Origin of the sequence: Allokutzneria oryzae (genome assembly GCF_042429765.1) — a bacterium.
Lineage (GTDB): Bacteria > Actinomycetota > Actinomycetes > Mycobacteriales > Pseudonocardiaceae > Allokutzneria > Allokutzneria oryzae.
In genome coordinates, this window is record NZ_JBHLZU010000026.1 from 288,319 (window position 1) to 314,515 (window position 26,197).

General features: G+C 71.8%; 25 protein-coding genes and 1 pseudogene. 14 read left to right on the forward strand and 12 right to left on the reverse strand.

Annotated elements, in window-relative coordinates:
- Positions 1 to 61: 61 nt before the first annotated feature.
- On the forward strand, positions 62 to 1,267 hold the full coding sequence (gene cobA, locus ACFFQA_RS29905; protein ID WP_377859576.1) for a uroporphyrinogen-III C-methyltransferase: 1,206 nt from the start codon (positions 62 to 64) through the stop codon (positions 1,265 to 1,267).
- A gap of 145 nt (positions 1,268 to 1,412) precedes the next feature.
- On the opposite strand, the gene ACFFQA_RS29910 is transcribed toward cobA, so the two are convergent.
- The 5 genes and pseudogenes from ACFFQA_RS29910 to ACFFQA_RS29930 form a co-directional block, all read right to left on the reverse strand.
- Positions 1,413 to 3,257, reverse strand: a complete 1,845-nt coding sequence (locus ACFFQA_RS29910) for a DEAD/DEAH box helicase (protein ID WP_377859579.1) — start codon at positions 3,255 to 3,257, stop codon at positions 1,413 to 1,415.
- Positions 3,258 to 3,302: 45 nt separating this feature from the next.
- On the reverse strand, positions 3,303 to 3,596 hold the full coding sequence (locus ACFFQA_RS29915; protein WP_377859582.1) for a hypothetical protein: 294 nt from the start codon (positions 3,594 to 3,596) through the stop codon (positions 3,303 to 3,305).
- A gap of 4 nt (positions 3,597 to 3,600) precedes the next feature.
- Positions 3,601 to 4,323: pseudogene (locus ACFFQA_RS29920) on the reverse strand (serine protein kinase RIO); the annotation flags it as partial.
- Positions 4,324 to 4,511: 188 nt separating this feature from the next.
- Positions 4,512 to 5,252, reverse strand: a complete 741-nt coding sequence (gene yaaA, locus ACFFQA_RS29925; protein WP_377859585.1) for a peroxide stress protein YaaA — start codon at positions 5,250 to 5,252, stop codon at positions 4,512 to 4,514.
- An 86-nt stretch (positions 5,253 to 5,338) separates the two neighbouring features.
- Positions 5,339 to 5,701 (reverse strand): VOC family protein, encoded by a 363-nt coding sequence (locus ACFFQA_RS29930; protein WP_377859588.1) that lies wholly within the window; start codon positions 5,699 to 5,701, stop codon positions 5,339 to 5,341.
- An 84-nt stretch (positions 5,702 to 5,785) separates the two neighbouring features.
- Between ACFFQA_RS29930 and ACFFQA_RS29935 the strand changes: the two genes are divergently transcribed.
- Positions 5,786 to 7,534, forward strand: a complete 1,749-nt coding sequence (locus tag ACFFQA_RS29935) for a proline--tRNA ligase (RefSeq protein WP_377859591.1) — start codon at positions 5,786 to 5,788, stop codon at positions 7,532 to 7,534.
- A 176-nt stretch (positions 7,535 to 7,710) separates the two neighbouring features.
- Positions 7,711 to 9,591: a Xaa-Pro dipeptidyl-peptidase gene (locus ACFFQA_RS29940; protein WP_377859594.1), complete on the forward strand. Its 1,881-nt coding sequence runs from the start codon at positions 7,711 to 7,713 to the stop codon at positions 9,589 to 9,591.
- A 75-nt stretch (positions 9,592 to 9,666) separates the two neighbouring features.
- Here the strand turns inward: ACFFQA_RS29940 and ACFFQA_RS29945 are convergent, their stop codons facing one another.
- The 5 genes from ACFFQA_RS29945 to ACFFQA_RS29965 all read right to left on the reverse strand — a co-directional run bounded on the left by ACFFQA_RS29945 (position 9,667) and on the right by ACFFQA_RS29965 (position 14,181).
- On the reverse strand, positions 9,667 to 10,359 hold the full coding sequence (locus tag ACFFQA_RS29945) for a haloacid dehalogenase-like hydrolase (protein ID WP_377859596.1): 693 nt from the start codon (positions 10,357 to 10,359) through the stop codon (positions 9,667 to 9,669).
- A complete protein-coding gene (locus tag ACFFQA_RS29950; RefSeq protein ID WP_377859599.1) occupies positions 10,359 to 11,396 on the reverse strand; it encodes a DUF8017 domain-containing protein in 1,038 nt (345 codons plus the stop codon). The genes ACFFQA_RS29945 and ACFFQA_RS29950 overlap by 1 nt, the downstream gene beginning before the upstream one ends.
- Positions 11,397 to 11,435: 39 nt before the next feature.
- The gene (locus ACFFQA_RS29955) at positions 11,436 to 12,122 is read right to left on the reverse strand and encodes a DUF8017 domain-containing protein (protein WP_377859602.1); all 687 of its coding nucleotides are present in this window, start codon (positions 12,120 to 12,122) and stop codon (positions 11,436 to 11,438) included.
- Positions 12,123 to 12,191: 69 nt separating this feature from the next.
- On the reverse strand, positions 12,192 to 13,460 hold the full coding sequence (locus ACFFQA_RS29960) for an MFS transporter (RefSeq protein WP_377859605.1): 1,269 nt from the start codon (positions 13,458 to 13,460) through the stop codon (positions 12,192 to 12,194).
- 310 nt (positions 13,461 to 13,770) lie between these two features.
- A complete protein-coding gene (locus ACFFQA_RS29965) occupies positions 13,771 to 14,181 on the reverse strand; it encodes a YjbQ family protein (RefSeq protein ID WP_377859608.1) in 411 nt (136 codons plus the stop codon).
- A 51-nt stretch (positions 14,182 to 14,232) separates the two neighbouring features.
- Here ACFFQA_RS29965 and ACFFQA_RS29970 point away from each other — a divergent pair, with 51 nt between their 5' ends.
- From ACFFQA_RS29970 to ACFFQA_RS29990, 5 genes are all read left to right on the forward strand, one after another.
- Positions 14,233 to 15,267 (forward strand): aminotransferase class V-fold PLP-dependent enzyme, encoded by a 1,035-nt coding sequence (locus tag ACFFQA_RS29970; RefSeq protein ID WP_377859611.1) that lies wholly within the window; start codon positions 14,233 to 14,235, stop codon positions 15,265 to 15,267.
- Positions 15,268 to 15,336: 69 nt separating this feature from the next.
- Positions 15,337 to 15,987 (forward strand): TetR/AcrR family transcriptional regulator, encoded by a 651-nt coding sequence (locus tag ACFFQA_RS29975; RefSeq protein ID WP_377859613.1) that lies wholly within the window; start codon positions 15,337 to 15,339, stop codon positions 15,985 to 15,987.
- Positions 15,984 to 17,294, forward strand: coding sequence for a flavin-containing monooxygenase (locus tag ACFFQA_RS29980; protein ID WP_377859616.1), 1,311 nt, complete (start codon positions 15,984 to 15,986; stop codon positions 17,292 to 17,294). The genes ACFFQA_RS29975 and ACFFQA_RS29980 overlap by 4 nt, the downstream gene beginning before the upstream one ends.
- Positions 17,294 to 18,097, forward strand: a complete 804-nt coding sequence (locus ACFFQA_RS29985; protein ID WP_377859619.1) for an alpha/beta hydrolase — start codon at positions 17,294 to 17,296, stop codon at positions 18,095 to 18,097. The genes ACFFQA_RS29980 and ACFFQA_RS29985 overlap by 1 nt, the downstream gene beginning before the upstream one ends.
- Before the next feature lie 167 nt (positions 18,098 to 18,264).
- Positions 18,265 to 19,017, forward strand: coding sequence for a hypothetical protein (locus tag ACFFQA_RS29990; protein ID WP_377859622.1), 753 nt, complete (start codon positions 18,265 to 18,267; stop codon positions 19,015 to 19,017).
- A gap of 5 nt (positions 19,018 to 19,022) precedes the next feature.
- Here ACFFQA_RS29990 and ACFFQA_RS29995 read toward each other — a convergent pair whose 3' ends face one another.
- Both ACFFQA_RS29995 and ACFFQA_RS30000 read right to left on the reverse strand, forming a co-directional pair.
- Positions 19,023 to 19,481, reverse strand: a complete 459-nt coding sequence (locus ACFFQA_RS29995) for a ferritin-like domain-containing protein (protein WP_377859625.1) — start codon at positions 19,479 to 19,481, stop codon at positions 19,023 to 19,025.
- A complete protein-coding gene (locus tag ACFFQA_RS30000) occupies positions 19,478 to 19,975 on the reverse strand; it encodes a hypothetical protein (protein ID WP_377859628.1) in 498 nt (165 codons plus the stop codon). The genes ACFFQA_RS29995 and ACFFQA_RS30000 overlap by 4 nt, the downstream gene beginning before the upstream one ends.
- Before the next feature lie 201 nt (positions 19,976 to 20,176).
- Between ACFFQA_RS30000 and rimP the strand changes: the two genes are divergently transcribed.
- The 6 genes from rimP (at position 20,177) to rbfA (ending at position 26,196) form a co-directional block, all read left to right on the forward strand.
- A complete protein-coding gene (gene rimP / locus ACFFQA_RS30005; RefSeq protein ID WP_377859631.1) occupies positions 20,177 to 20,749 on the forward strand; it encodes a ribosome maturation factor RimP in 573 nt (190 codons plus the stop codon).
- Positions 20,746 to 21,768 (forward strand): transcription termination factor NusA, encoded by a 1,023-nt coding sequence (nusA, locus tag ACFFQA_RS30010; protein ID WP_377859634.1) that lies wholly within the window; start codon positions 20,746 to 20,748, stop codon positions 21,766 to 21,768. The genes rimP and nusA overlap by 4 nt, the downstream gene beginning before the upstream one ends.
- A 92-nt stretch (positions 21,769 to 21,860) precedes the next feature.
- Positions 21,861 to 22,193, forward strand: coding sequence for a YlxR family protein (locus ACFFQA_RS30015; protein WP_377859637.1), 333 nt, complete (start codon positions 21,861 to 21,863; stop codon positions 22,191 to 22,193).
- Between the two features lie 78 nt (positions 22,194 to 22,271).
- Positions 22,272 to 25,301: a translation initiation factor IF-2 gene (infB, locus tag ACFFQA_RS30020; RefSeq protein ID WP_377859640.1), complete on the forward strand. Its 3,030-nt coding sequence runs from the start codon at positions 22,272 to 22,274 to the stop codon at positions 25,299 to 25,301.
- Between the two features lie 74 nt (positions 25,302 to 25,375).
- Entirely contained in the window at positions 25,376 to 25,672 is a 297-nt protein-coding gene (locus ACFFQA_RS30025) for a DUF503 domain-containing protein (protein WP_377859643.1), read from the forward strand.
- A gap of 83 nt (positions 25,673 to 25,755) precedes the next feature.
- Positions 25,756 to 26,196, forward strand: coding sequence for a 30S ribosome-binding factor RbfA (gene rbfA / locus ACFFQA_RS30030; RefSeq protein ID WP_377859646.1), 441 nt, complete (start codon positions 25,756 to 25,758; stop codon positions 26,194 to 26,196).
- The last annotated feature ends 1 nt before the right edge of the window (position 26,197 follow it).

A 26,197-nucleotide genomic window follows, 5' to 3' on the forward strand; every position in this document is an offset into this window, starting at 1 on the left:
ATGGTCACAGTCGCGGGCGAGGAGATGTGCTCGGCGGCGCGGATCGGCATGCTTAGCGGTCATGCAGGCTGAGCAGCACTATCTCGCCGGACTTGACCTCGCCGGGCGGCGGGTCGTCGTGGTCGGCGCGGGCACGGTCGCCCAGCGCCGGCTGCCGCGCCTGGTCGCCTCCGGTGCGGTCATCGAGGTCATCTCGCCGGAGGCGACCCCGGCAGTCGAGGCGATGGCGACCGCAGGGGAGTTCACCTGGACCCGCCGGACCTACGCCGACGGGGACCTCGACGGCGCCTGGTACGTGCTCGCGTGCACCGACGACACCGACGTGAACGCGGCGATCACCGCGGAGGCCGAACGCAACCGCGTGTTCTGCGTGCGCGCCGACGTCGCCCGGCTCGGTACGGCTGTGACCCCGGCGGTCGGCGAGCACGACGGGCTGCTGCTGGGAGTGCTGGCGGGCGGCGAGCACCGCCGCTCGGCCGCCGTGCGCAACGTCGTGCTGGACGCGCTGCGCGAGGGCGTGATCACCGATGTCGCCGAGCGGCAGCTGCCGGGCGTCGCGCTGGTCGGCGGTGGGCCGGGCGACCCGGAGCTGATCACGGTCCGGGGGCGGCGGCTGCTCGCCAGAGCGGACGTGGTGGTCGCCGACCGGCTGGCCCCGCGCGAGCTGCTGGAGGAGCTGCCGCCGAACGTGCTCGTCGTCGACGCGGCGAAGATCCCGTACGGCCGCGCCGCCAGCCAGGACGTGATCAACTCGACGCTGATCGAGCACGCGAAGGCGGGGAAGTTCGTGGTGCGCCTCAAGGGCGGCGACTCCTACGTCTTCGGCAGGGGCTTCGAGGAGCTGCTGGCCTGCGCCGAGGCCGGGGTCCCGGTCACGGTGGTGCCTGGCGTGACGAGCGCCTTCGCGGTGCCCGCTGTCGGCGGCGTTCCGGTGACCCACCGGGGGGTCGCGCACGAGGTCGTGGTCGTCTCCGGCCACGTCAGCCCGTCGGACGAACGGTCCCTTGTGGACTGGCCAGCGCTGGCGAAGCTGCGCGGAACCCTGGTGCTGATGATGGCGGTGGAGCGCGCCGACGCCTTCGCCACGACGCTGATCGAGCACGGCCGCGAACCGTCGACGCCGGTCGCGGTGGTCCAGGAGGGCACGACCCGTGCCCAGCGGGTGGTCCGCACGACGCTGGACAAGCTCGGCGCGACGGTGACGGCCGAAGCGATCCGCCCCCCGGCGATCATCGTCATCGGTGAGGTCGCCGGTCTGACCCCCTGACCCCGCGCCACCGCCGTCGCGGCGGTGGGAACTCGCGTTTTGTAGGCATAACGCGAGTTTCAGGGGCGTTTTCGCGCAAGATGCCTACAAAACGCGACAACCCCCCACCCGGATGGGCGAGGGGTTGTCGCGTTATGCCGGTGGGCTAGTGGGACGGCGTGTTGAAGCGCTTGCGGCCGCCCGTGCCCCGGTTCTGGCGGGTGGCGCGGTCGCCGCCGCGGTCCTCCCACTTCTGGTGGCCGCGGTCCTCGCGGTAGCCGCCACCGTTGCCGCGCTCCGGACGACGCCACTCCTCACGCGGGGTGCGGCCGCCCGGGCGGTCCTCGCCCCGGAAGCCGCCGCGAGCGGGACGGTCGTCGTTGCGGAAGCCGCCGCGAGCCGGGCGGTCGTCGCCCCCGCGGAAGCCGCCGCCACGGGCGGGCCGGTCGTCGCCGCCGCGGAAGCCGCGGTCGCCGCGGTCGTCGTTGCGGAAGCCCCGGTCACCACGGTCGTTGCGGTCGCCCCGGAAGCCGCGGTCCTCGCGGAAGCCGCCGCGCTCGCCCCGGTCCTCGCGGAAGCCGCGGGACGGGCGGTCGCCGTCACGGGCCGGGCGACGGCCGAAGCCACCGCCGCGACCGCGCTCGCCGCCGGCACGGGCCGGGCGGCGCTCCGGGCGGGCCGCCTCGTCGGGCAGCTCGATGCCGGTGGGCTTCTGCGCGCCGGTGATCTCGGCGAGCTCGGTCCAGCCCGGACGGACCCGGGTGATGGTCGGCCGCACACCGGCCTTGGTGGTCATCGCCTGCACGGAGCGGCGCTGGGCCTGCAGCGCCAGCGTGACGACGACGCCCGCCTGGCCGGCGCGGGCGGTGCGGCCCGCGCGGTGCAGGTAGTCCTTGGGGTCCACCGGCGGGTCCACGTGCACGACCAGGCTCACGTCGTCGACGTGGATGCCGCGCGCCGCGACGTTGGTCGCCACCAGGCAGGTGGTGATGCCGTCGCGGAACTCGCCGAGGGTGCGGGTGCGCGCGCCCTGGGTCTTGCCGCCGTGCAGGCCGCCCGCCTTCACACCGACCGAGCGCAGCTTCTTGGTCAGCCGGTCCACGCCGTGCTTGGTGCGCACGAACATGATGGTGCGGCCCTCACGGGCGCCCACCTCGGCGACGACGTCGAGCTTGTCGTCGTTGCTCATCAGGAGCACGTGGTGGTCCATCGTGGACACGCTGGCCGACGGCGGCGCGGTGGAGTGGGTGACCGGGTCGGTCAGGTAGCGGCGCACCAGCTGGTCCACGTCGCCGTCGAGCGTCGCGGAGAACAGCAGGCGCTGGCCACCCGGCGCGACCTGGTCCAGCAGCTCGCGGACCTGCGGCAGGAAGCCCATGTCGGCCATCTGGTCGGCCTCGTCCAGCGCGGTGATCTGGACGTCGCCCAGCGCGCAGGTGCCCTGGCGGATGTGGTCGCTGAGCCGGCCCGGCGTGGCGATCAGCAGGTCGACCCCGCGCCGCAGCGCCGCGACCTGCTTCGGGAACGAGGTGCCGCCGACCACGGTGCTGCAGCGCAGGCCGAGGGACTCGGCGAGCTCGCCGAGCGAGTCGCGGACCTGCATGGCCAGCTCGCGGGTGGGCACCAGGACCAGGCCGCGCGGCTGCAGCGGCTTGGTGCGGCCGCCCGCCAGGGCGACCAGCATGGGCAGGCCGAAGGCCAGGGTCTTGCCGGAGCCGGTCTGGCCGCGGCCGAGCACGTCGCGCCCGGCGAGGGAGTCCGGCAGGGTGGCGGCCTGGATCGGGAAGGCCTGGGTGATGCCGCGCTTGGCCAGCCGCTCCACCAGGGGCTGGGGCAGGCCGAGCTCGCTGAAGGTCTTGGTCTCCGGGGTCTCGTTCTCCGAAGACGCGCTGTCCGAAGACGCGGTCACCGACTCGGCGACCTCCTGCTCCACGGGGGCGGCAGGGGAGGTCGTCCGGTGTCGAGGCTTGCGCTGGGCGTGCTCGGACCGGGCGGGTGTAACGATGGACACAGATCCTCCGAGACGTGGCACGTCTCGGGGACTCCCGCCGGTGGGTCACGACCGCGAGATGGTCACAAGGACGAGCCCGGCGCTTGTGCGCCGTTGATGGGTAAGGAGCACCACCGGCTGGATGGGCCGGGCAGACGCGATCTTCGCGTGGCTGTTCCGGTGCGGGGTCCAGTGTAGCCGGTCGGCGTTGCCGCATCGGCCCCGCGCGGTGCGGGTGGGCCCGCCACCGCCGAAACCGCTTCCGGTGGCGGGCCAGATGATCACCTGTTCTCCCTGGTCACGGCCCTGAGCTTGGGTTTCCTTCGCGGACACGGCCGAGATGGGCGTGAAGTTCAGCACCTGCCTACATCAGCCGCGCCTCCCGGCGGAGCAGCTCCTCCAGCCACTCCGCGTCGGCCACGTCCTCCGGCAGCCCGCGCGCGGTGAACCACGCGCACGTGGTGCGCACGTCGCGCCGGAGGAACATCTCGCTCTGCGGGTTGGCCACGAGGTCGACGACCTGGGGCAGGTCGATCACCACGAGCCGGTCGTGGTGGACGAGCAGGTTGAACGGGGACAGGTCGCCGTGGGTGAGGCCCTCGGACGCCATCCGCAGCATCGCCTCGACCAGCTGGAACCACAGGTCCCGCAGCGTGTCGTGGGTCGGGCGCAGCTGCGCGAGCCGGGGCGCCGCCGAGCCGTCGGGGTCGCCGACGAACTCCAGCAGCAGCTCCGTGCCGAGGCACTCGACGGGGTAGGGGACGGGCGCGCCCGCCGCCCACAGGCGGTTCAGGGCGGTGAACTCCGCCTTCGCCCACTGCTGCGAGATCACGTCGCGGCCGTAGCGCGTGCGGTTGGCGATGGCGCGGGTGTCGCGGGAGCGGTGGGTCTTGCGGCCTTCGAGGTAGCCGGAGTCGCGGTGGAACATCCGGTGGTCGGGGTCGCGGTAGCGCTTCGCGGCCAGCAGGCAGCTCGTCGCGGAGCCGGGGACGCCGCGCTCGATCAGGTGGACGTCGGCTTCCTTGCCGGTCTTGAGCACGCCGAGGTCGGTGTCGACGGCGGACTCGTCGGTGATGAGCCACTCAGGCAGTACGTGCGAACGCACGGTGGGATCTCCTGTGAGGAAAGTGCGCCCCACCGGCGCGAGCGTGAGCTCAGCTGCCGGTGCGGGCGGTGCGGGGCATGACGGTGATGTGCATGTCGCACCTCCCATTCCTCTGATGGAGCCGTGGTGTTGCCGAAGCATTCCCGGCCGTGCGGCTGGGCGCAACCGAATTACTCGGTGAGCAGCTCCAGCTCGGTGTCGCCGGTGACCTCAAGGGCGAGCCCGGCGGCACCGGCGATCTTGACGACGTCCTTCGGCGTGGACGCCTCCTTGCGCGCGGCGGCGAGGACCCTGGCCAGCCGCCCCTTGTGCGCCTTGTTGAAGTGGCTGACCGTCTTGCGGCGGCCGGAGCCGTCGTCGGTCACCACCCGGACGGTGACCGCGCCGGGAACCCGTGCCAGACCGGCGTAGGAGCCGGACCGCAGGTCGACGACGAGACCGTCCACTTCGGACAGAGCAGGTTCCAGGACCGGCCGCCACACGCCGCGCAGGGGGCCGACCGAAGCCAGAGAGCTGCCCGCGGAGAGCCGGTAGTGCGGGATCTGGTCGGTGCCGCGTGCGAGGCCGAACAGCGCGGAGGCCACGGCCAGCCTGGAGTCGGCGCGGGCGCGCTCGGCCTTGGTCAGGGTGCCGATGTCCAGCGAGTCGTAGAGCACGCCGGTGTAGCGGGTGAGCGCGAGCATGGTCGGCGCTTCGCGCAGCTCGGCGTTGTGCCCGACCTCGTCGAGCTGGCGTTCGGATAGCCCGAGCGCGGCCATGCTCGCCGCGGGGTCGGCAGCGAGGTCCACCAGGGCGTCGAGGAGCTTGCTGCGCACCGGGGTCAGTTCGGGGAAGGACAGCGCGTCCAGGTCCAGCGGCGGTCCGTACCCGCCGACGGCCTTGGTCTCCGACGGTGGAAGCAGCACAAGCACGAGCGGAGCCTAGAGCCCCGCCCGCTCGCCCCGGCACACCGCGTCCCCTGGCGCCGCCCGACCGTGTGCGCACGACCCCGGAGGGGTCAGGTGGGCATCTCCGACCGCTCGGAGACGCAGAACTCGTTGCCCTCCGGGTCGGTCAGCACCGTCCAGGTCAGCCCCGGAACGGTGAACTCGCCCTTGACCGTCGCGCCGAGCCCGACGAGGCGCTCCACCTCGGCGGCGCGGTCGTCGGCGCTGAGGTCCATGTGCACCCGGTTCTTCTCCGCCTTGACCTCAGCGACCTTCTGCAGCCCGACGGTCGGGCCCCTGGCGTCCTTGGGCGCCAGGAAGACGAACTCGCCGAGGTCGGCCGCCACCGTCAGGTCGAGCGCCTCGCTCCAGAAGCCCGTCAGCTTCGCGGGGTCGGCGCAGTCGATCGTGATGCACGCGATGTTGAGTCCCATGGATCGGCACGGTAGACGCGCCCGCCGACTTCCGGGAGACCATCGTTAGGCTGCTCCAACCACAGAACTTAAGGAGTTCAGCCAGTGATCACCAGGATGTCGTCGCTGTTCCTGCGAACCCTGCGTGAGGACCCGGCCGACGCAGAGGTGCCCAGCCACAAGCTCCTCGTGCGCGCCGGGTACGTACGCCGCGTCGCCCCGGGCGTGTACTCCTGGCTGCCACTGGGCTGGCGGGTCCTGCGCAACGTCGAGCGGATCGTCCGCGAGGAGATGGACGCGATCGGCGCGCAGGAGGTGCACTTCCCCGCGCTGCTGCCGCGCGAGGCGTACGAGAGCACCGGCCGCTGGACCGAGTACGGCGCCACGCTGTTCCGGCTCAAGGACCGCAAGAACGCCGACTACCTCCTCGGGCCGACGCACGAGGAGCTGTTCACCCTGATGGTCAAGGGTGAGTTCAGCTCCTACAAGGACTACCCGGTCGTGCTGTACCAGATCCAGAACAAGTACCGGGACGAGGAGCGCCCCCGCGCCGGCATCCTGCGCGGCCGCGAGTTCGTCATGAAGGACTCCTACTCCTTCGACCTCGACGACGAGGGCCTCTCCCGGTCCTACCAGGCGCACCGCGACGCCTACATCCGGATCTTCGACCGGCTCGGCATGGAGTACCACATCGTCTCGGCCGTCTCCGGCGCGATGGGCGGCTCCGCGAGCGAGGAGTTCCTCGCCCCCGCCGAGGTCGGCGAGGACACCTACGTGCGCTGCCTGGAAACCGGCTACGCCGCCAACGTCGAGGCCGTCACCACGCCCGTGCCCCCCGCGCGGCCGATCGAGGGCCTGCCCGCCGCCCAGGTGCACCACACGCCGGACACGCCGACCATCGAGACGCTGGTCGCGTTCCTGAACAACGCCGGGCTCGGCCGCGAGTTCACCGGCGCGGACACGCTGAAGAACGTCCTGGTCAAGACCAGGATGCCCGGGAGCTCGGACTGGACGCTGCTGGCCGTCGGCCTGCCAGGCGACCGCGAGGTGGACCTCAAGCGCCTGGAGGCCGGGCTGGCGCCCGCCGAGATCGCGCTGCTCGAGGACGCCGACTTCAAGGCGAACCCGTGGCTGGTCAAGGGCTACATCGGGCCGAAGGCGCTGCAGGACAACGGGGTGCGCTACCTCGTCGACCCGCGCGTTGTCACCGGGACCGCCTGGGTGACCGGCGCGGACAAGCCCGACCACCACGTGGTGGACCTGGTCGCCGGCCGCGACTTCACCCCGGACGGCACGATCGAGGCCGCCGAGGTCCGTGAAGGCGACGAGTCCCCCGACGGCGGCGGCAAGCTGGTGATGGCGCGGGGCATCGAGATCGGCCACATCTTCCAGCTCGGCCGCAAGTACGCCGACGCGCTCGGTCTCGACGCGCTGGGCCCGGACAGCAAGCCCGTTCGCATCACCATGGGCTCCTACGGCATCGGTGTCTCGCGCGCGCTCGCGGTCATCGCCGAGCAGCGCTCCGACGACAAGGGCCTGGTGTGGCCGCGCGAGGTCGCGCCAGCCGACGTGCACGTGGTCATCGCGGGCAAGGACGACACCGTGCGCGAGGGCGGCGAACGGATCGCCGCCGAGCTCGACGCCGCCGGGGTGCGCGTGCTGCTCGACGACCGCAAGGCCTCGCCCGGCGTGAAGTTCGCCGACGCCGAGCTGGTCGGTGTGCCGACCATCCTGGTGGTGGGCCGGGGCCTGGCTACCGGCGTCGTCGAGGTCAAGGACCGGGCCAGCGGCGAGCGGGTCGAGATCGGCGTTGACAAGGTCGTGGACCACCTCGTCGAGCTCTGCCGGAGCTGATCCAGGGCCCGCGGCCGGGCGGTGCCGTCCACAGTGGACCAGGACGGTGCCGCCCCGCCGCGGGGAATCTGTGAACAACACCCTCCTTTGGTCTGTACCTCTTCGGGGTGCGGAACGGGTTCCCTGGACCTCGTGGCCCACCCGAACCCTGCTGGGTGGGCGCCCAGGAGGACAGCATGCGACACGTGCGCTTCACCGCGCTCTTGACCGGGCTGGCGGCAGCGGCGGCGACGACGCTCGCCGGGGTCCCCGCTCTCGCCCAGCAGAGCCCCCCGTCGGCGGTCGTGGACAACGAGACCAAGCCGATCTACTCCCACGCCGACGCGATCCGGGAGACCGTCTACATCGAGTCGAAGATCGACAGCGACGCCGACGGCAAGCCGGACCGGATCGCCGCCGACGTGATGCGGCCCAAGGAGACCGACTCCGGGCTGAAGTCCGCCACCGTCATGGAGGCCAGCCCCTACTACTCGGCGGCTGCGGCGGCACGCGCCCGCGGCGGCGACGAGCGGTTCCTGCCCGGCGGCTCCGCGCCGCGCGGCTTCGGCCGCTGGTACGACGAGTTCTTCGTGCCGCGCGGCTACGCCGTCGTCGAGGTCGAGATGCAGGGCACCGCGCGGTCCCAGGGCTGCCCGACCACCGGTGACTCCGAAGACACCTCCTCCATCGAAGCCTCCATCGACTGGCTCAACGGCCGTGCCAAGGCCTTCTACGCCGACGGCAAGCCCGCGGTGGCGTCCTGGAGCACCGGCGCCGTCGGCATGCTCGGCGTCTCCTACAACGGGACGCTGCCCAACGCGCTCGCCGCGCGCGGGGTCGACGGCCTCAAGACCATCGTGCCGATCGCGGCGATCTCCAGCTGGTACGACTACACCCGTGACCAGGGCATCGGCTACCAGGGCGCGTGGGGCAACCGGTACCCGGAGTGGCTGGCCAACTACGTGATCAGCCCGGCCGCCAAGGCGAAGTGCGCCGCTCAGGTCAAGGCGCTCGGCGACCAGGCCAACGACGACACCTACGACTACACCAAGTTCTGGGCCGAGCGGGACTACCGCCCGGACGCGGCCAAGGTGAAGGCGTCGGTGTTCGTGGTGCACGGCCAGGAGGACTGGAACGTCAAGCCCGCGCACTTCTCCCGCTGGTGGAACGAGCTGCAGAAGCTCAACGTGCCGCGCAAGCTCTGGCTGCACCGCGGCGCGCACAGCGACCCGATCGGCTTCCGCAAGGCGGAGTGGGAGAAGGTCATGCACCGGTGGATGGACCACTGGCTGCTCGGCCTGCAGAACGGCGTGATGTCCGACCCGATCGCCGACATCGAGCGCCCGGACGGCACCTGGGAGACCCGCACCAGCTGGCCGGACGCCGCCGCCGCCAAGGCGAAGCTGTTCCTCGGCGCCGGTGGCCAGGGCGGGGCGGGCACGTTGAAGCCGCAGCCGACCGCCGACCCCGCGAAGCAGTCGATCACCGACCTCAAGACCCAGACCGAGGCGGCAGCGGCAGGCAACCCCGAGGTGGCCGGCCCGAACCGGCTCGCGTTCCTGACCGAGCCGCTGAAGGAGGCCGTTCGGCTGTCCGGAACGGCCAGGGTCAGCGTGAACGCCACCGCCGACACCACCAGCGCGCCGCTCACCGCGCTGCTGGTGGACTACGGCCAGGCGACCCGCACCGAGGTGCTCGGCAAGACGCCGATCGAGCTGATGACCGACTCCTGCGAGCAGGCCGACCTCGACCGCCGCACCGGCTGCGCGGCCCCGCCGGCACAGGTCACCGAGGCCACCCCGTACAAGGTGATCACCAGGGGCGCGATCGACATGAAGAACAACCAGTCGATCACGCACGGCCAGGACCTGGTGCCGGGCCGGACCTACCGCGTCGCGTGGGAGCTGCACCCCAAGGACTACATCTTCCCCGCCGGTCACCGCATCGGCGTGGTCCTGGTGCAGAACCTGCCGAGCTACATCAGCGCCGACGCCAAGGCCAACAAGGTGGAGATCTCGCTGGCTCCCAGCAACCTCGAACTCCCGGTCGTGGGAGGCGTGCGCGCCATCAAGTTCTGACCCCGCACGGCGAAGCGGGGCCGGGTCGTCGCGACCCGGCCCCGCTTTTCGTTGCTGTGCGAGGACTGTGCCGCGTCAGGACAGGGTGGCTAGCACCGCCGCGGTGTCGGAGAGGTCGGTCAGGACCACGTCCGCGCCCGCGGCTTCGAGCTCCGCGACGCTGCTGTGCCCGGTCGCCACGCCGACCGCGACCGCGCCGTGGTGCCGCGCGGCCGTGACGTCGTGCGGGCTGTCGCCGAAGACGACCACCGCGTCGGCCGCGAAACCGTTGGTGTGCCTGGCGGTCGCGGCTTCCACGGCGGTCGCGACGAGGTCGGCCCGCACCTCGGACTCCGCCCCGTAGCCGCCGATCGCGAAGTCCAGCCTTCGGTCGAGTCCGAAAGCGCCGAGCTTGTGCCGGGCGACCTCGACGAGGTTGCCGGTGACGAGGCCCTGCACCACGTCCGTGCGCAGCGCCAGCGCGTCCAGCGCCTCGGCTGCCCCCGGCAGCGCGCGCCCGCGCACGGGCAGCACGTCCAGGTCCGCCTCGACGGCCTCGGTGAGCGCGGCGAAGAGCCCGCGCACCGAGGCGTCGTCGGTGGGCAACCCGTGGGAGCGCAGGATCTCGGTGCTGATCCAGCGTTCGGTGCGCCCGGCCGTCGGCGGTTCGTGCACCAGGCTCGTCCCGGTCGCCGTCGACAGCGCCCGCCGGTACCAGTGCATGCCGAGGCCGCGGAGCTCGACCAGGGTCAGGTCGATGTCCCACAGCACCAAGCGGTTGGGGGCCACTACTTCGGCACGCGCCGGAAGCTGTCCGCGATCTTGTTCAGCTCCTCGTCGGACGCGGTCGGCAGCGACTCCTGGCCGGGCACGGCCGCGGTGTCACCGTTGACGACCAGCACGATCCCGTCCTTGGGGCCCTTGGTCAGCGAGACGATGAGCACCTTGCCGGTGGCGGACATGCACGGCTCGCCCGCCGCCGTGGTCGCGGTGGCCTCCAGGACGACGCCGGTGTACCCCTCGCTCTCGACCTGTCGGGACTGTCCGATCTTGACCTGGGGCTTCTGCGCCTTGCCGTCCTTCTCGATCTCGTAGAAGGAGTTCGCGAAGGCGTTGGCGAAGTCGGTCGCGACCTTCGTCGCGTCCAGGTCGGCGCCGCCTTCCTTCGGCTTGATCGCCTGCATCCCGGTGACGCCTCGGGAGTAGCTGGCCCCGCCGCACTGGTAGGAGGAGAGCGCGGCCGTGTGGTCGACCGGGATCGCGCCGGTACCCGACTTCGTGTCACCGGGCGGGTTCGGCTTCCACGACGGCGGCAGCTCGTAGACCAACCTGGAAGCGGAGTCGCTCACGACCTGCCAGCCCGGGTTCTTCGGCGCCACGGTGAGCGGCGGCGGCGCGGTCGCGATGGCCTTCGTCGTGGTCGTCGGCCCGGCGGGGCCGCTGGTCTCGGCCGGGCCCGCCTGCTGCTCGGGCTTGTTGTTGGTCAGCAGGATCACCGCGACCACGATGGCCGCGACCAGGACCACGCCGATGGCGCTGAACAGGATCGCCTTGTTGCGCTTGCTGTTGTCCGGTGGCTGCGGGCCGTAGGCGCCGAGACCGCCGTAGCCGCCCTGGCCGAACCCGCCCTGCTGCGGCTGCTGCTGGGGGTAGCCGTAGGGCTGGCCGTACTGGGGCTGCTGCTGCGGGACACCGCCGTACGGCGTCTGTCCACTGTGTCCGGTCTGGCCGGGCTGACCCTGCTGGCCCGGCTGCTGATGCTGCTGGGGGTACCCGCCCCAGCCGCCCTGTCCCTGCTGGTCCTGTCCACCACCTGGCCACGTCACGGCAGGGACGGTACTACCAGGAGCAGCGGCGCACGCAACTCAGCTCAAGGGGCGGACGGACTCCAGGATCTTTCGGACGTCCTCCGCGGTGGGGGACAGGTGTGCGTCCCCGCCCAGTTCCGGCACCTCGATCTTGACGGCGACGACCCCGTTGGGAGCGGTGAGCGCGAGCACCGTGATCTGTGCCTTGCCCGGGCCGCACGAGCCCGGCGTCGCGGCCGTGACATCCGCGACGACAACCGATCCCTTGAGGTCGCCCACCGTGGTGGGGACTGCGGGGCCCAGCGCGACCGTTGGCGAGCCGTACCCGGTCTTCGCGGCCCCCTCGGCGACGGCGCCCGCCACGAGCGCGGGATCGTCCTGCCTGGTCATGCGGCCGGAGCCGACCTCGCCCCTGACGAGCTCCTTGCCTTCGCACAGGAACGGCCGCGCCGCGGCGAGCCCGCTCAGCGAGAGCACCCCGCCGGGCCTGCTCATCGTGGTCCCGCCGAGCGTCCACGATCCCGGGACCTCGTAGACCAGCCCGGAGTCCTGGTTGACGATGACCTGCCAGCCGGTGTTGCGCGCGGCGGGCAGCGGTCTCGTGGTGACCGGCGGCGAGGGCGGCTTCTCCGGCGTTGCCGTGGTCGTCTCCGGGGCGGTCTGCGGAGCCTTGCGGGAGAGCAGCAACACGGCGGCCGTGACCCCACCCGCGACGATCACCAGCAACAGCACGGTGATCAGCACGGCGGACCCCTTGCCGGGGCGGCGCGCGGGACGCGGAGGGTGTCCGCCTGACCATGTCACACGGGCACGTTACCTCTCGCTGAGCCTGCTTCGGCTGGTCTCAGGGGCGAGCGCCATGCCGACGACGGTCAGCCCCAGGCTCGCCGCGAGCAGCAGGGCCACCGGCACCGTCGACCCCGTGCTGCTGAGCAACGCGGTCCCCACGAGCGGTCCGGCCGCCCCCGCGAGCATCGTGGCGGCCTGGTAGCCCAGCGAAACGCCGGAGTAGCGGACCGTGGTGTCGAACAGTTCCGCGTAGAAGGCGGACTGCGAGCCGGTGAGCAACCCGTGCAGCAGCAGGCCGACTCCGACAGCGAGCAGCACGGAGGACTGCTCCTTGGTCGCGACGAGCGGGAAGAACGCGGCGCTCCAGCCTGCGGCGGCCACGGCCGACACGATCGCCACCGGTCGCCTGCCGAACCGATCGGACAACGCCCCGCCCGCCACCATCGCCAGCACCTGGGCCAGCGATCCCACCATGACCGCTGCGGCCGCGACCGACCTCGGCAACCCGATGTGGTCGGCGTAGACGAGCAGGAAGATCGTGAACACGTAGAACGCGGAGTTCTCGCCGACCCGCGCCGCGAAGACGCAGAACAGCTCCTTGGGGTGCCTGCGAACGGCCTCGCGGACCGGGCTCCTGGTCGGCTTCTCCTTCACGGCGTTGAACAACGGGGACTCGGCGACCCTGAGCCGGACCCACAACCCGATCACCACGAGCGCGACGGACGCGAGGAACGGCAGGCGCCAACCCCAGGACGCGTACTGCTCGACCGAGGTGAGCGCGGCCATCCCGGCGAGTGCGCCCGTCGCAAGGAGATTCCCCAGCGGACCACCAGTCTGCGGCCATGCGGTCCAGAAGCCGCGCCGCTCGGCGGGACCGTGCTCGGCGACAAGCAGCACCGCGCCGCCGAACTCCCCACCGAGCGCGAAACCCTGCACCAGCCGCAACGCGGTCAACAGGATCGGTGCGAGCACCCCGATCTCGGCGTAGCCCGGCAGGACACCGATGAGCATCGACGAGACACCCATCAGGCCGAGGCTGATCGCGAGCAGCCGCTTCCGCCCGACCCGGTCGCCGTAGTGGCCGAACACCACTCCGCCGAGCGGGCGGGCCACAAAGCCCACGGCATAGGTGAGCAACGCCTGAAGCGTTCCGATCAGCCCGGAGGACTCGGGGAAGAACACCGGCCCGAACACGGTGGCGGCAGCGGCGCCGTACAGGAAGAAGTCGTAGAACTCGACCGTCGTGCCGACCACCCCGGCACCAACCACCCGGGCCAACCCGCGCTTCGCCATGCGGGCAGGTTCACCCGCCGCCCGCGCTCCGTCAAGAAGATCGAACAGATCCGCCCGAAGAACGGACACTTCAGCGGGGGGCCGGATCGCGGGCGGGACAACTAGGCCGCGTCCCGCGAGTAGCGACACCACCTCGCTCACGCCCGCACCCCTCGACCCGGAGCCCCCCACGCGTGTCCAAATCGCGTTTTGTCACCTTGATGCGAAATGGGAGCGCTCTCTTGCGCAAAAAGGTGACAAAACGCGAGAAGCTCGACCGCGCCAGCCCACGGGTGGGGCACATGGCCCGGCGCGGCGGTGGAGGACAGGGTTAGCCGGGGAGGAAGCTGAAGCGGACCTTGCGGACCGGGTTGTCGCGGTTGGTGTCGACCAGGCACACCGACTGCCACGTGCCCAGGGCCATCTGGCCGCTGAGTACCGGGACCGAGGCGTAGGGCGGGATCAGCGCCGGGAGGACGTGGTCGCGGCCGTGTCCCTTCGAACCGTGCTTGTGGCGCCAGCGGTTGTCCGCCGGGAGCAGGTCGCGCAGCGCCGCCAGGAGGTCGTCGTCGCTGCCCGCGCCCGTCTCCAGGACGGCGAGCCCAGCGGTCGCGTGCGGTACCCACACGTGCAGCAGGCCGTCTTCGCCGCCGACGCTGCCCAGGAAACGCTCGCACTCCGCCGTCAGGTCGTACACGACCTCGACCGAACCGGTTCTGATCTCGATCACCTCGGAACGCATGAGGTGAAAACTAGTCCGAAACCCGCCGGTGCCGCACTTACTCTCAGGCGTATGCGCAGTGCTTTCGGAGCGACCTTCGACGTCGGTGTCGGTTATCTCAACAGTCCCAGCATCGGTATCCCCAACACCGACGCTGTTGTGGCGGTGCGGGACGCGGTGCATCGGTGGGCGGTCGGGGCGAACTCGCCTTCCGAGTTCGACGTGCACGTGCGGCGGGCGCGGGATGCCTTCGCGTCGCTGGTCGGAGTCGACGCCGCGAACGTCGCCGCAGGGGTGAGCGGTTCGCAGCTCGTCGGCATCGTCGCGGCGAGCGTGCCCGATGGAACGCGGGTGCTCATCGCGCGCAACGAGTTCACCAGTCTGTCGTTCCCCTTTGCCGCGCAGGCGCATCGAGGGGTGAAGGTGACCGAGGTCGGTCTCGTCGATCTTCCGTCCTCTATGGACGGTCATGACCTGGTCGCGGTCAGCGTCGTGCAGTCGGCGGACGGCGCGGTCGTCGATCTGGAGGCCCTGCGGGAGGCCGCCGCCAAGACCGGGGCGCGGGTGCTGCTGGACGTCACCCAGGCCGCCGGGTGGATGCCGCTGCACCTGCCGTGGGCGGACTGGGTGGTCGCCGCGGCCTACAAATGGTTGCTCTGCCCTCGCGGTGCCGCCTGGATGGCTGTGCGGCCCGACGCCCTGGACGAGCTGGTTCCACACGCGGCGAACTGGTACGCCGGTGAGGACCCGTGGGACTCGATCTACGGGCTGCCGTTGCGGCTCGCCGCGAGCGCGCGGCGGTTGGACCTCTCCCCGGTGTGGCTGTCGCAGGTCGGCGCGGCCGCCTCGCTGGAGTGGCTGTCCACTGTGGACATGGAGGCTGTGCGCGCGCACTCCGTGCGGTTGGCGGACTCGTTGCTGGGCGGGCTGGGCCTGCCCTCGCGGGGGTCGGCGATCGTGTCGCTGGCGTTGTCCGAGGACGACTCGCGCGCGCTCGCAGGGGCCGGAGTGCGGTCGGCCTCGCGGGCCGGGCGGACGCGGCTGGGCTTCCACCTCTACAACACCGATGACGACGTCGAGCTGGTGTTGCGCGCGCTGAAGCATTGACAGCGGGGCGCGGTCCGCCCACGATGGTGGCCGCCTGGTCATGTGACCGGGTGGTCACTTTCCGGGGAGGTGGCGGAGCTGCCCACCGACGTCTGGCGCAATCTTCCCGCGGCCAAACGCGATCGCGTGCTGGCCGCGGCCCTCGACGAGTTCGCGGCGGTCGGCTACTCGCGGGGCTCGCTCAACGTGATCTCGCGCGAGGCCGGGGTCGCCAAGGGCTCGCTGTTCCAGTACTTCACCGACAAGCTCGACCTGTTCGCCACCGTCGCCGAGGTGGTCTCGGCGCGGGTGCGGACCGGGATCGAGCCCCGTATCGACGAGATCCGCGCGGCGCAGCGGCAACCGGACTTCGCCGAGTTCCTCGTCGCCGCGCTCGACCTGTGGGTCCGGTGGTTCGCCGAGCACCCGGTCGACCGGGGCGTCACCGCGGCGACCAACCTGGAGATGGACCCCGACGTGCGCGCCGCGGTCCGCGACGTCGCGCACCGGCACTACCTGGAAGTGTTGCGGCCCTTGGTGGTCGCCGCGGTCGAGCGGGGCGAGGTCCACGGTGATCCCGAGGTGCTGCTCGCCTGGCTGCTGATGCTCCTGCCACATCTCGCGCTGGCGCCGTTCCTGCCGGGGCTCGACCCGGTGCTCGGCCTGCACGGCGCGTCCCCGGACGAGATCCGGGACACGGCCCGCAGGCTGCTCGCCCCGCTGCTGGGAGGTAAGGCGTGACGAAGACGGTGTGCGTGATCGGCGCGGGCTCCTCCGGTCTCGCCGCGCTGAAGAACCTGCGGCAGGCCGGGTTCGACGCGGTGGTCTACGAGCAGCACGACGAGGTCGGCGGCAACTGGTGCTTCGGTGGCCCGGGCAGCCGGGTCTACGCGAGCACGCACACCATCTCCTCCAAGCCGTTCACGCAGTACCCGGACTTCCCGATGCCAGACGAATGGCCGGACTACCCGCACCACAGCCAGCTGCGCGAGTACTTCCAGCGCTACGCCGAGCACTTCCGCCTGCTCGACCACGTCCACTTCGGACACGAGGTGGCGGGTGCGGAGCCGGAGGGCGACGGCTGGGCGGTGACGGTGCGGGGAGAGCAGCCCAAGCACTTCGACGCCCTGGTCGTGGCGAACGGGCACAACTGGCATCCCAAGATGCCGGAGTACCCGGGGCTCGCGGAGTTCCCCGGCCGCGTGCTGCACTCCGCCGAGTACAAGGGGCCGGACGTCCTGCGCGGACAACGGGTTCTGGTTGTGGGAGCGGGCAACACCGGTTGTGACATCGCGGTGGAGGCCGCGCAGCACGCGGACTCCGTGTGGCACTCCACGCGGCGGGGCTACTGGTACGTGCCGAAGTACATCCTCGGCAAGCCCTCGGACCAGATCGCGGACGCGCTCATCGGGCTGCGGATGCCGAAACCGTTGCGCCGCATGCTGACCAAGCTGACGCTGCTCACCACGGTGGGGCTCCCGCAACGCGCGGGACTGCCCAGGCCGGACCACGCGCTCTTCGAGACGCACCCGATCGTCAACAGCCTGCTCACCTACTACGTGGGGCACGGCGACATCAAGCCGGTACCGGACGTCGAACGCTTCGAGGGCTCCACCGTGGTGCTCACCGACGGGCAGCGCGCCGAGGTCGATCTGGTCGTCCTGGCGACCGGCTACCTGCTGCGCGTCCCGTTCCTGGATCCCGCGCTGCTCGCGTGGGACGGGGACGCGAACACGAAACCCAAGCTGTACCAACACGTCTTCTCGCCGGTGCACGAGACTCTGTTCGTCGCTGGGCTGATCCAACCCGACTCCGGCCAGTTCACCCTGACGCACTGGCAGACGAAGGCGATCGCGTCGTACCTGCGGGCGCGCGACCGTGCCCCGGCCCGCGCGGCGGCGTTCCGCAGAACCGTCGCCGAGCGAGCGGATCGGCGGTGGACCGGCGGCCAGGACTACGTGAAGAGCACCCGGCACCACTTCGAGGTCGCGCACCAGGACTACTTACGTGGCTTGCAGCGGACCGTCGACACCCTTGGAGCCGCGTGATGGCCAGGGCGATGCGCGTTCTCGACTGGGCGTTCCCGGTGTCCCCGGTGCGCCGCGAGGTGCTCTCCGAGCTGCCGGACGGCGACGGCACCGGCAAACCACCGCTGTTGTTCGTGCACGGTGTCGGCGGCGGCGCGTGGCAGTTCGCCGAGCACTGGCTCAAGGCCGCGGCCGCGCGTGGTTTCCCGGCCTACGCGGTCAGCCTGCGTTGTGCGGGTGGCAGCGGGGGTGAGCGGAGGCGCTTCGTCACCGGCTTGCGGCACTACGTGCACGACGTGGTGCAGACCGCGGTCCGGCTTCCCCGTCAACCTGTCCTCATTGGACACTCCATGGGCGGGCTCGTGGTGCAGCAAGCCCTTTCCCGTTACCCGGCCCGAGCCGGGGTGCTGCTCGGCTCGGTGGGTTCCGGTCCGGAGCTCGCAGGGCTCGCCGCCCTCGCGACCCGGTCGCCGAGAACCCTGGCGCAGGCGCTGCTCGGCCGGTCCATGACCTTCCCGCCGGGGCTGGAGTACTCCAGCCCCCTGCCCGCCGCCGCGTACTCCGGCAGGCAGGGGCCGACCGGCGCGCTCGCCCAGGTCCAGCTGTTGTTCCACGCGCGCCCGGCCCCGCCGCTCGGCGGCGCCCCGGTGCTCGTCGTCGGGTCGCGGTCGGACGCGGTCATCCCGGTCTCCAGCGTCCGCGCTACCGCCGGGCACTACCGGACGGCGCCACGCTGGGTGGACGGCGTCGGACACGCGATGATGCTCGACTCCGGGCAGGCCGAGGTGCTGGACCTGGTGCTGGACTGGGTGGACGGACTGTGACTGCGCCACCCCGCTGATCTCTAACGAGTGAAATTCAGCCGGACGGATGCAAACGCTCCGTTACCGCTGTTCATGCGTACAGGTGAATGCCTGCGCGATCAATATCGCTCATAACGGTTGCTGGCACGCGTCGCGTTTCCCGGTGCCGCCCATTAACGTGGGCCAGCGTGTCGGAACAGCGCTCGCCGGCCGGACACGTGATGACCCGCGTGGAGCCCTTCGAACTGGGCGACACCGTGCCCGTGTCCAGGCCCGCTTCCCACCCCCGGTCGCAGGCTGCCCAGCCCGTGGACGCCATCCCCGTCCAGGGGCGGCCGAGCCCGGCCGACCGGTTCGTCGACTTCCTCGCCGACCGTTCGCGCAAGGGCTACCTGATCAAGGGCCTGGCGTTGGCCGGGGTCGCGCTGCTCTCCGGCGTCCTGTGGAGCGCTGGAGGCGGGGACACGGTCACCGGGACCGCGATGGTGTCCCCGGAGGCGCCGACCTTCGTCTACGAGGAGCACGCGCAGATCCGCGACTCCGACTGCGCCAAGCACTCCTACGGCAGCGAGGTCCAGCCGTTCTTCCGCAAGACGCCGTGCCAGGGCATGGTCCGCTGGCTCTACGCCACCAAGGCCAAGGACGGTTCCTCGGTCGTGGTCGCGCTCGCGGTCGTCACGATGCCCAGCCACCAGGACGCCGCGGCGCTGGAGAAGCTCACCAAGACCGACGGCACCGGCAACGTCAACCACCTCATCCTCGAAGGGCGCAATGTGCCCGGTGGGCCGAAGCAGTTCAGGGAGGCCGGATACGCCTCCGCGGTGGAGGGCGCCAACGTCCTGATCGCCGAGTCGGAGTTCTACGACTACGAGCGCCGTGACGTCCCGGTGCTCCAGGAGGTCAGCAGGGACGCGCTCCGCCTCGCCCGCGCCGCGAGCTGAAGTCCTTACTGGCGACCGGGAAACGGCGTCGTGGCCGGGGTCAGCCCGGCCACCTTGCGCCAGCGGGTCGTGCGCACCGCGGCGGCGGTCAGCCCGTCCAACGCCGTGCGCCGCAACGACTCCTCGTCGCAGCGCTCCAGCACGCCGTGCCACGCGGCGGCCGCGTCCGCCTCCGCCGAGGCCAGCAGGCCGGCCGCGCTGGCCTGGTTGGTCACCGGCTGCGGCGGCTGGTACGACGGCTCCGCGGGGACCGGCGTCGCCCCGGCATCGCGGAGCAGCCGCTCCACGGCGTCCCGCTTCGCGCGGTGCGCGGTCTCGCCCTCGCGGATCGCGTTGTCCGACGAGGACGGCAGGAACGCCGACGCAAGGCCGTAGGCCCACTCGACGGCGTGCTCGGCGGCCAGCGCCTGCTGCACCGCGCTCACCGTCTCCTGCGACGGCTGCGGCTGCTGGGCCCGGATCACGTCAGCACCTCCCGCAGGCACGCGCAGCTCGCCGCGACCGAGCCGACCAGGCCGGCCCGGTGCCTCGGCAGCGTCGGCACCAGCTCACCCGCTCGTTTCTCCCCGGACGCGACGGCCTCCTTCAGCGCGCCCAACGCCGCGTTCTGCTGCTGAGGCACCTGCGGCGCGCTCGGCTGCTGGCTCGGCGCCGGGGTCGCCGTCGCGCTCACCCGCGCCGGGCGCGCCCGGTTGAGCTCCTTCTCGATCGCCCCGTGGTGCGCCAGCCGGTCGGTCGCGACCGCGTCGGCCTTCGGCGCGAGCGCGGGGTGCGCCGCGGCCACCGCCTTCGCCAGCTCGGCGTCGGAGCGCGCCTGCGCGGCGAGCTCCTCCAGCGGGTCCGGCTTGCTCGGCGTCGGCTCGCCGGTGCACGCGGCGGCCAGCGGCAGCGTCACCGCGCCTGCCAACCCGGCGACGAGCACGCCGCGGCGGGAGTGTCGGGAGAGAGGGGAGAACACGAGCGCTCATCCTGCCAGGCTCGCCCGAACGAGGGTTGATCATGACCGGAGACCCGGCCGCGGGGAGCGAGCGCCAGCCACGCGCGGCCGTTGTCGACCACGAGGAGATACGCTGTGCGACCGGACCGGTGAGGTGTGCGCACCGGCCGTTTTTCTTCTCGCATGGCCGCACCGCCACTTCAAGAGCAGGGAGCCCGTCAGGTGTCCAGCAGGCAGCACGGGGAGCCTGGTCCGCGCGGCGCGCGGGACCAACTCACCGCGCAGCTCGAACCCATCGTGGACGCGGCCGTCCGGGCCGCCGGGTTCGAGCTGGAGCAGCTCGACGTGCGGTCGGCGGGCCGTCGCCGGGTACTGCGCGTCGTCGTCGACTCCGAGCGCGGGGTGAACCTGGACGAGGTGGCCGACGCCTCCCGTTCGGTCGCCGAGGCGCTGGACGCGCGTGAGGACGTCCTGTCAGACGCCTACACCCTGGAGGTCTCCTCGCGCGGCCTCGACGCCCCGCTCACCAAGCCGCGGCACTGGCGGCACACCCGGCTGCGCCTCGCTAAGGTTCGGCTGGCCGACGGCTCCGAGCTCGTCGGCAGGGTCGGCGACGCCGACGACGAGGGCGTCCAGCTGCTGGTCGGCGGCGAGCTGCGCAGGATCGGCTACTCCGACATCGCCCGCGCGATGGTCGAGGTCGAGTTCCGCGAGCCCCCGGCCGCCGAGCTCGCCGCCCTCGGCGCCACCGCGAAGGCCAACGCAGACGACACAACGAAGGAGGAGTCGAAATGAACGTGGACATCGCCGCGCTTCGGGCGATCGAGCGGGAAAAAGAGATCCCCTTCGAGACCGTTCTCGGCGCCATCGAGACGGCCCTGCTCACCGCGTACAAGCACACCGAGGGCCACTTCCCGCACGCGCGGGTGGAGATCGACCGCAAGACCGGCATCGTGCGGGTGCTCGCCCAGGACGTGAAGGCCGACGGCGTCGTCGCCGAGGAGTGGGACGACACCCCCGAGGGCTTCGGCCGCATCGCCGCGACCACCGCGCGCCAGGTCATCCTGCAGCGGCTGCGCGACGCCGAGCACGAGCGCACCTTCGGTGAGTTCTCCACCAAGGAGGGCGAGATCCTCGCGGGGGTCGTGCAGCGCGACGCCCGCGCCAACTCGCGCGGCATGGTGGTCGTCAAGGTCGGCGACATCGAGGGCGTCATCCCGCCCGCCGAGCAGGTGCCCGGCGAGACCTACACCCACGGCATGCGGCTCAAGTGCTACGTCGTCACCGTCTCCAGGGCGGCGCGGGGCACCCAGGTCACGCTGTCCAGGACCCACCCCGGCCTGGTGCGCAAGCTCTTCGCGCTGGAGGTCCCGGAGATCGCCGACGGCACCGTGGAGATCGCCGCGGTCGCGCGCGAGGGCGGGCACCGCACCAAGATCGCGGTCCGCTCCACCGTGCCCGGCGTGAACGCCAAGGGCGCGTGCATCGGCCCGATGGGCGCGCGGGTGCGCAACGTGATGAGCGAGCTGGCCGGCGAGAAGATCGACATCGTGGACTACGCCGAGGACTCGGCCACCTTCGTCGGCAACGCGCTCTCGCCCGCCAAGGTCGTCTCCGTCCGGGTGGTCGACGAGCGGGCCAAGACCGCCCGCGTGGTGGTGCCGGACTTCCAGCTCTCGCTGGCCATCGGCAAGGAGGGCCAGAACGCCCGCCTGGCAGCGCGGCTGACCGGCTGGCGCATCGACATCCGCAGCGACGCCGCGCCCGACACGCCCAGCGCCCCCAGCGCGGCTCCGGCGGGTACCGCGGAGTAGGTGTCGGCAAGGTCTCCTGGGGCGGCCGAACAACCAGTTCGCCCTAGGCGTTAGACTCATGAGCGGTTCAGGGCGCCGGGGATCGGAATCCAATGCACACGTCTGTTGTTAGAACGTGTGTCGGATGCCGCTCCCGGGCGCTCGCCGCTGAGCTTCTGCGTGTGGTGGTCTCGGGCGATTCCGCGATGCCCGACCCCCGGCGTCGGCTCCCGGGACGGGGCGCCTGGTTGCACCCCGATCCCGAGTGTCTTCGCCTCGCCGAACGGCGCAGGGCGTTCCCGCGGGCATTGCGCGTCGCAGGCCCGCTCGATCTCGCTCCGGTCGGTTACCACCTCGACGCGGCTGCCCGGCTCTCGACCGACGAGGGAACCTCCCCGTCGCGCAATACGAAGGAAGCAGGTCGACCGATCATGAATCAGCCGTGAAGCTGAAGACATGAACGCGCTTCGACGGTAGGACGAGGTCGTGCGGGCTTGCCGCTCGGCCTCCCAGTGAGGAGACAAGTGGCAGGCAAGGCCCGTGTACACGAGCTCGCCAAGGAGCTCGGTGTCACCAGCAAGGATGTACTGAACAAGCTCAAGGAGCTTGGTGAGTTCGTGAAGTCGGCGTCCTCCACCGTGGAGGCCCCGGTCGCCCGCAAGCTGCGGGACTCCTACCCGGGTGGCAAGGCGGACAAGCGTCCCGCCGCGCCCAAGCCCGGCCCTCCGGCTCCCAAGCCCGGTCCGGTCGCGCCGCAGTCCAGCGCCCCGGCCGCCCCGGCGCCCGCGCCGAGCCCGTCGCCGTCCGCGGCGGCGAAGCCCGCGCCGCGCCCCGGCCCCGCGCCCAAGCCCGGCCCCCGTCCGGTGGCCCCGAAGCCGGTCGAGCAGGCTCCCAAGCCCGCCGCCCCGGCGCCCACCCCGGCCCCGGTCGCCGAGACCAAGCCCGCTCCCGCGCCCAAGGCGCCGGAGCAGGCCCCCACCAAGCCCGCCGCGCCCGCGGCAGGCGCCAAGCCCGGACCGCGTCCCGGCCCCAAGCCCGGACCGGCCGCCCCCTCGGTCGTCCCGCCGAAGCCGCAGTCCCCGAAGCCGGGTCCGCGCGCTCCCCGGGTCGGCAACAACCCCTTCGGCGTCGGCGGCGGTGCTCCGGCCCAGCGCCCGGCCGCTCCCGGCCCGCGTCCTGGTGGCCCGCGCCCCGGCGGCGACGCGCGTCCCGGTGACGCCCGTCCCGGTCCCGGTGGCGAGGGCCGTCCGGCTCCCGCCCCGCGCGGTGACGCCCGTCCTGGTGGTCCCCGTCCCACTCCCGGCAACATGCCGCCGCGGCCGAACCCCGGCATGATGCCGCCCCGGCCGCAGCGCCCGGCGGGTGCCGGTGGCGGTCGCGGTGGTCCCGGCGGCGGCCGTGGCGGCCCCGGCGGTGCCGGTGGCGGTCGTGGTGGTCCCGGTGGCGGCTTCCGTCCCGGTGGCGGCGGCGGAGGCGGTGGCTTCCGTGGCGGTGGCGGCGGTGGCGGCTTCCGTCCCGGTGGTGGCGGCGGTGCCGGTGCTCCCGGTGCCGGTGGCGGTGCCGGTGGTGGCTTCCGTCCCGGTGGTGGTTTCCGTCCCGGTGGTGGCGGTGGCGGCCGTGGCCGCGCCGGTGGCACCGCTGGCGCGTTCGGCCGTCCCGGCGGCCCGAGCCGCAAGGGCCGCAAGTCGAAGCGGCAGAAGCGGCAGGAGTTCGACAACATGCAGGCCCCGTCCATCGGTGGCGTGCGGTTGCCGAAGGGCAGCGGCGAGGTCGTCCGGCTGGCGCGTGGCGCGTCGCTGACCGACTTCGCCGAGAAGATCAACGCCAACCCGGCCGCGCTGGTGCAGGCGATGTTCCACCTGGGCGAGATGGTCACGGCGACGCAGTCGGTCACCGACGAGATCCTCGAGCTGCTCGGCCAGGAGATGAACTACCGCGTCCAGGTCGTCAGCCCGGAGGAGGAGGACCGCGAGCTCCTCGAGTCCTTCGACATCAGCTACGGCGAGGACGAGGGCGGCGAGGACGACCTCGAGTTCCGTCCGCCGGTCGTGACCGTCATGGGTCACGTCGACCACGGTAAGACCCGCCTGCTCGACACGATCCGCAAGGCGAACGTGCACGAGGGCGAGGCCGGTGGCATCACCCAGCACATCGGCGCCTACCAGGTCGCCGCCGAGCTGGACGGCCGCGAGCGGCTGATCACCTTCATCGACACCCCGGGTCACGAGGCGTTCACCGCCATGCGTGCCCGTGGCGCGAACTCCACCGACATCGCGGTGATCGTGGTCGCCGCCGACGACGGTGTGATGCCGCAGACGGTGGAGGCGATCAACCACGCCCAGGCGGCGAACGTGCCGATCGTGGTCGCGGTCAACAAGATCGACAAGCCGGACGCGAACCCGCAGAAGATCCGGCAGCAGCTCACCGACTACGGCCTGGTCGCCGAGGAGTACGGCGGCGACACGATGTTCGTCGACATCTCCGCGCGGCAGAACATCAACATCCAGGGCCTGCTGGAGGCGATCCTGCTGACCGCGGACGCCACGCTGGACCTGCGCGCCAACCCGGACATGCAGGCCCAGGGCGTCGCGATCGAGGCTCACCTCGACCGCGGCCGCGGCTCCGTCGCGACCGTCCTGGTCCAGCGCGGCACCCTGCGCATCGGTGACTCGATCGTCGCCGGTGACGCGTACGGCCGCGTGCGCCGCATGGTCGACGAGTACAACGAGGACGTGCTGGAGGCGACCCCGTCGCGTCCGGTCCAGGTCATCGGGTTCACGTCGGTGCCAGGCGCCGGTGACACCTTCCTCGTGGTCGACGAGGACCGCGTCGCCCGCCAGATCGCCGACCGGCGCCGCGCCCGCGAGCGCAACGCCCAGCAGGCGGCCAAGCGCAAGCGCGTGAGCCTGGAGGACCTGGACGCCGCGCTGAAGGAGACGCGCCAGCTCAACCTGATCATCAAGGGTGACAACTCCGGTACCGTCGAGGCCCTGGAGAGCGCCCTGCTGAAGCTGGAGGTCGGTGAGGACGTCGAGCTGCGGGTCATCCACCGCGGCGTCGGTGGCATCACCGAGGGCGACATCAACCTCGCCATCGCCGACAACGTGATCGTGCTCGGCTTCAACGTCCGCGCGGAGGGCAAGGCCACCGAGCTGGCCAACCGCGAGGGCGTGGACGTCCGGTACTACACGGTCATCTACCAGGCGATCGACGAGATCGAGGCGGCCCTCAAGGGCATGCTCAAGCCGATCTACGAAGAGGTCGCGCTCGGCAAGGCCGAGGTCCGCGAGGTCTTCAAGTCCTCCAAGTTCGGCACGATCGCCGGTTGCCTGGTCATGTCCGGTGAGATCCGCCGCAACACCAAGGCGCGTCTGCTCCGCGACAACGTCGTGGTGGCCGACAACCTCTCGATCACCTCGCTGCGCCGCTTCAAGGACGACGCGACCGAGGTCCGCGAGGGCTACGAGTGCGGTATCACCCTCGGTTCGTACTCCGATCTGAAGATCGGCGACTCGATCGAGACCTTCGAGATGCGCGAGAAGCCGCGCAGCTGATGTTCCGTGGTGGCCGGGCGCCTCGTGCGCCCGGCCATCGCTTTCACCGACAACAAGTCACAACGGTGATGCCCGTGTACGTGGGATCGTTGGGGCTGGACGTCCTGCTCGGGGACGTGCACTCCCTCAAGGAGAAGCGCTCCGTGGTGCGGCCGGTCATCGCCGAGCTGCGCAAGCGCTTCGAGGTGGCCGCCGCCGAGGCCGGTCACCAGGACCTGCACCGCCGCACCCTGATCGGGGTGTCCGTGGTCGCCGGGGACGCCGAGCACGTTCGCGAGGTGCTGCTGGCCTGCGAGCGGCTGGTGGCGGGGCGCCCCGAGCTGGAGCTGCTCTCCGCCCGGCACCGGATGTTCGGTCCGGAGGACGACTAGCGGTGCTCGCACCGCCTTTCTACCGTGAACAGCGGCACCACCGGGTCATCGGCGGCGCCGTGAGAGATGACAGGAGGAGCGCCGTGGCCGACCAGGCCCGCGCCCGCAGGCTTGCCAAGCGGATCGCGCAGATCGTGGCGTCCGCGCTGGAGCACGACGTGAAGGACCCGCGCCTGGCGATGGTCACGGTGACCGACGCCAAGGTCACCGCGGACCTGCGCGAGGCGACCGTGTTCTACACCGTCTTCGGTGACGACGCCGACCACGCGGGCACCGCCGCCGCGCTGGCCAGCTCCACCGGGGTGCTGCGTTCCCTGGTGGGACAGCGCACCGGCGTGCGGTTCACCCCGACGCTGTCCTTCGTGCTGGACGCGGTGCCGGACACCGCCCGGCAGGTGGAGGAGCTGCTCGCCAAGGCCCAGGCGGCCGACGCCGACGTCGCGCGGATCGCCTCGGGCGCCAAGCCCGCCGGTGACGCCGACCCGTACCGCAAGCCACGCGAAGTGGACGAGGACGAGAGCTAGT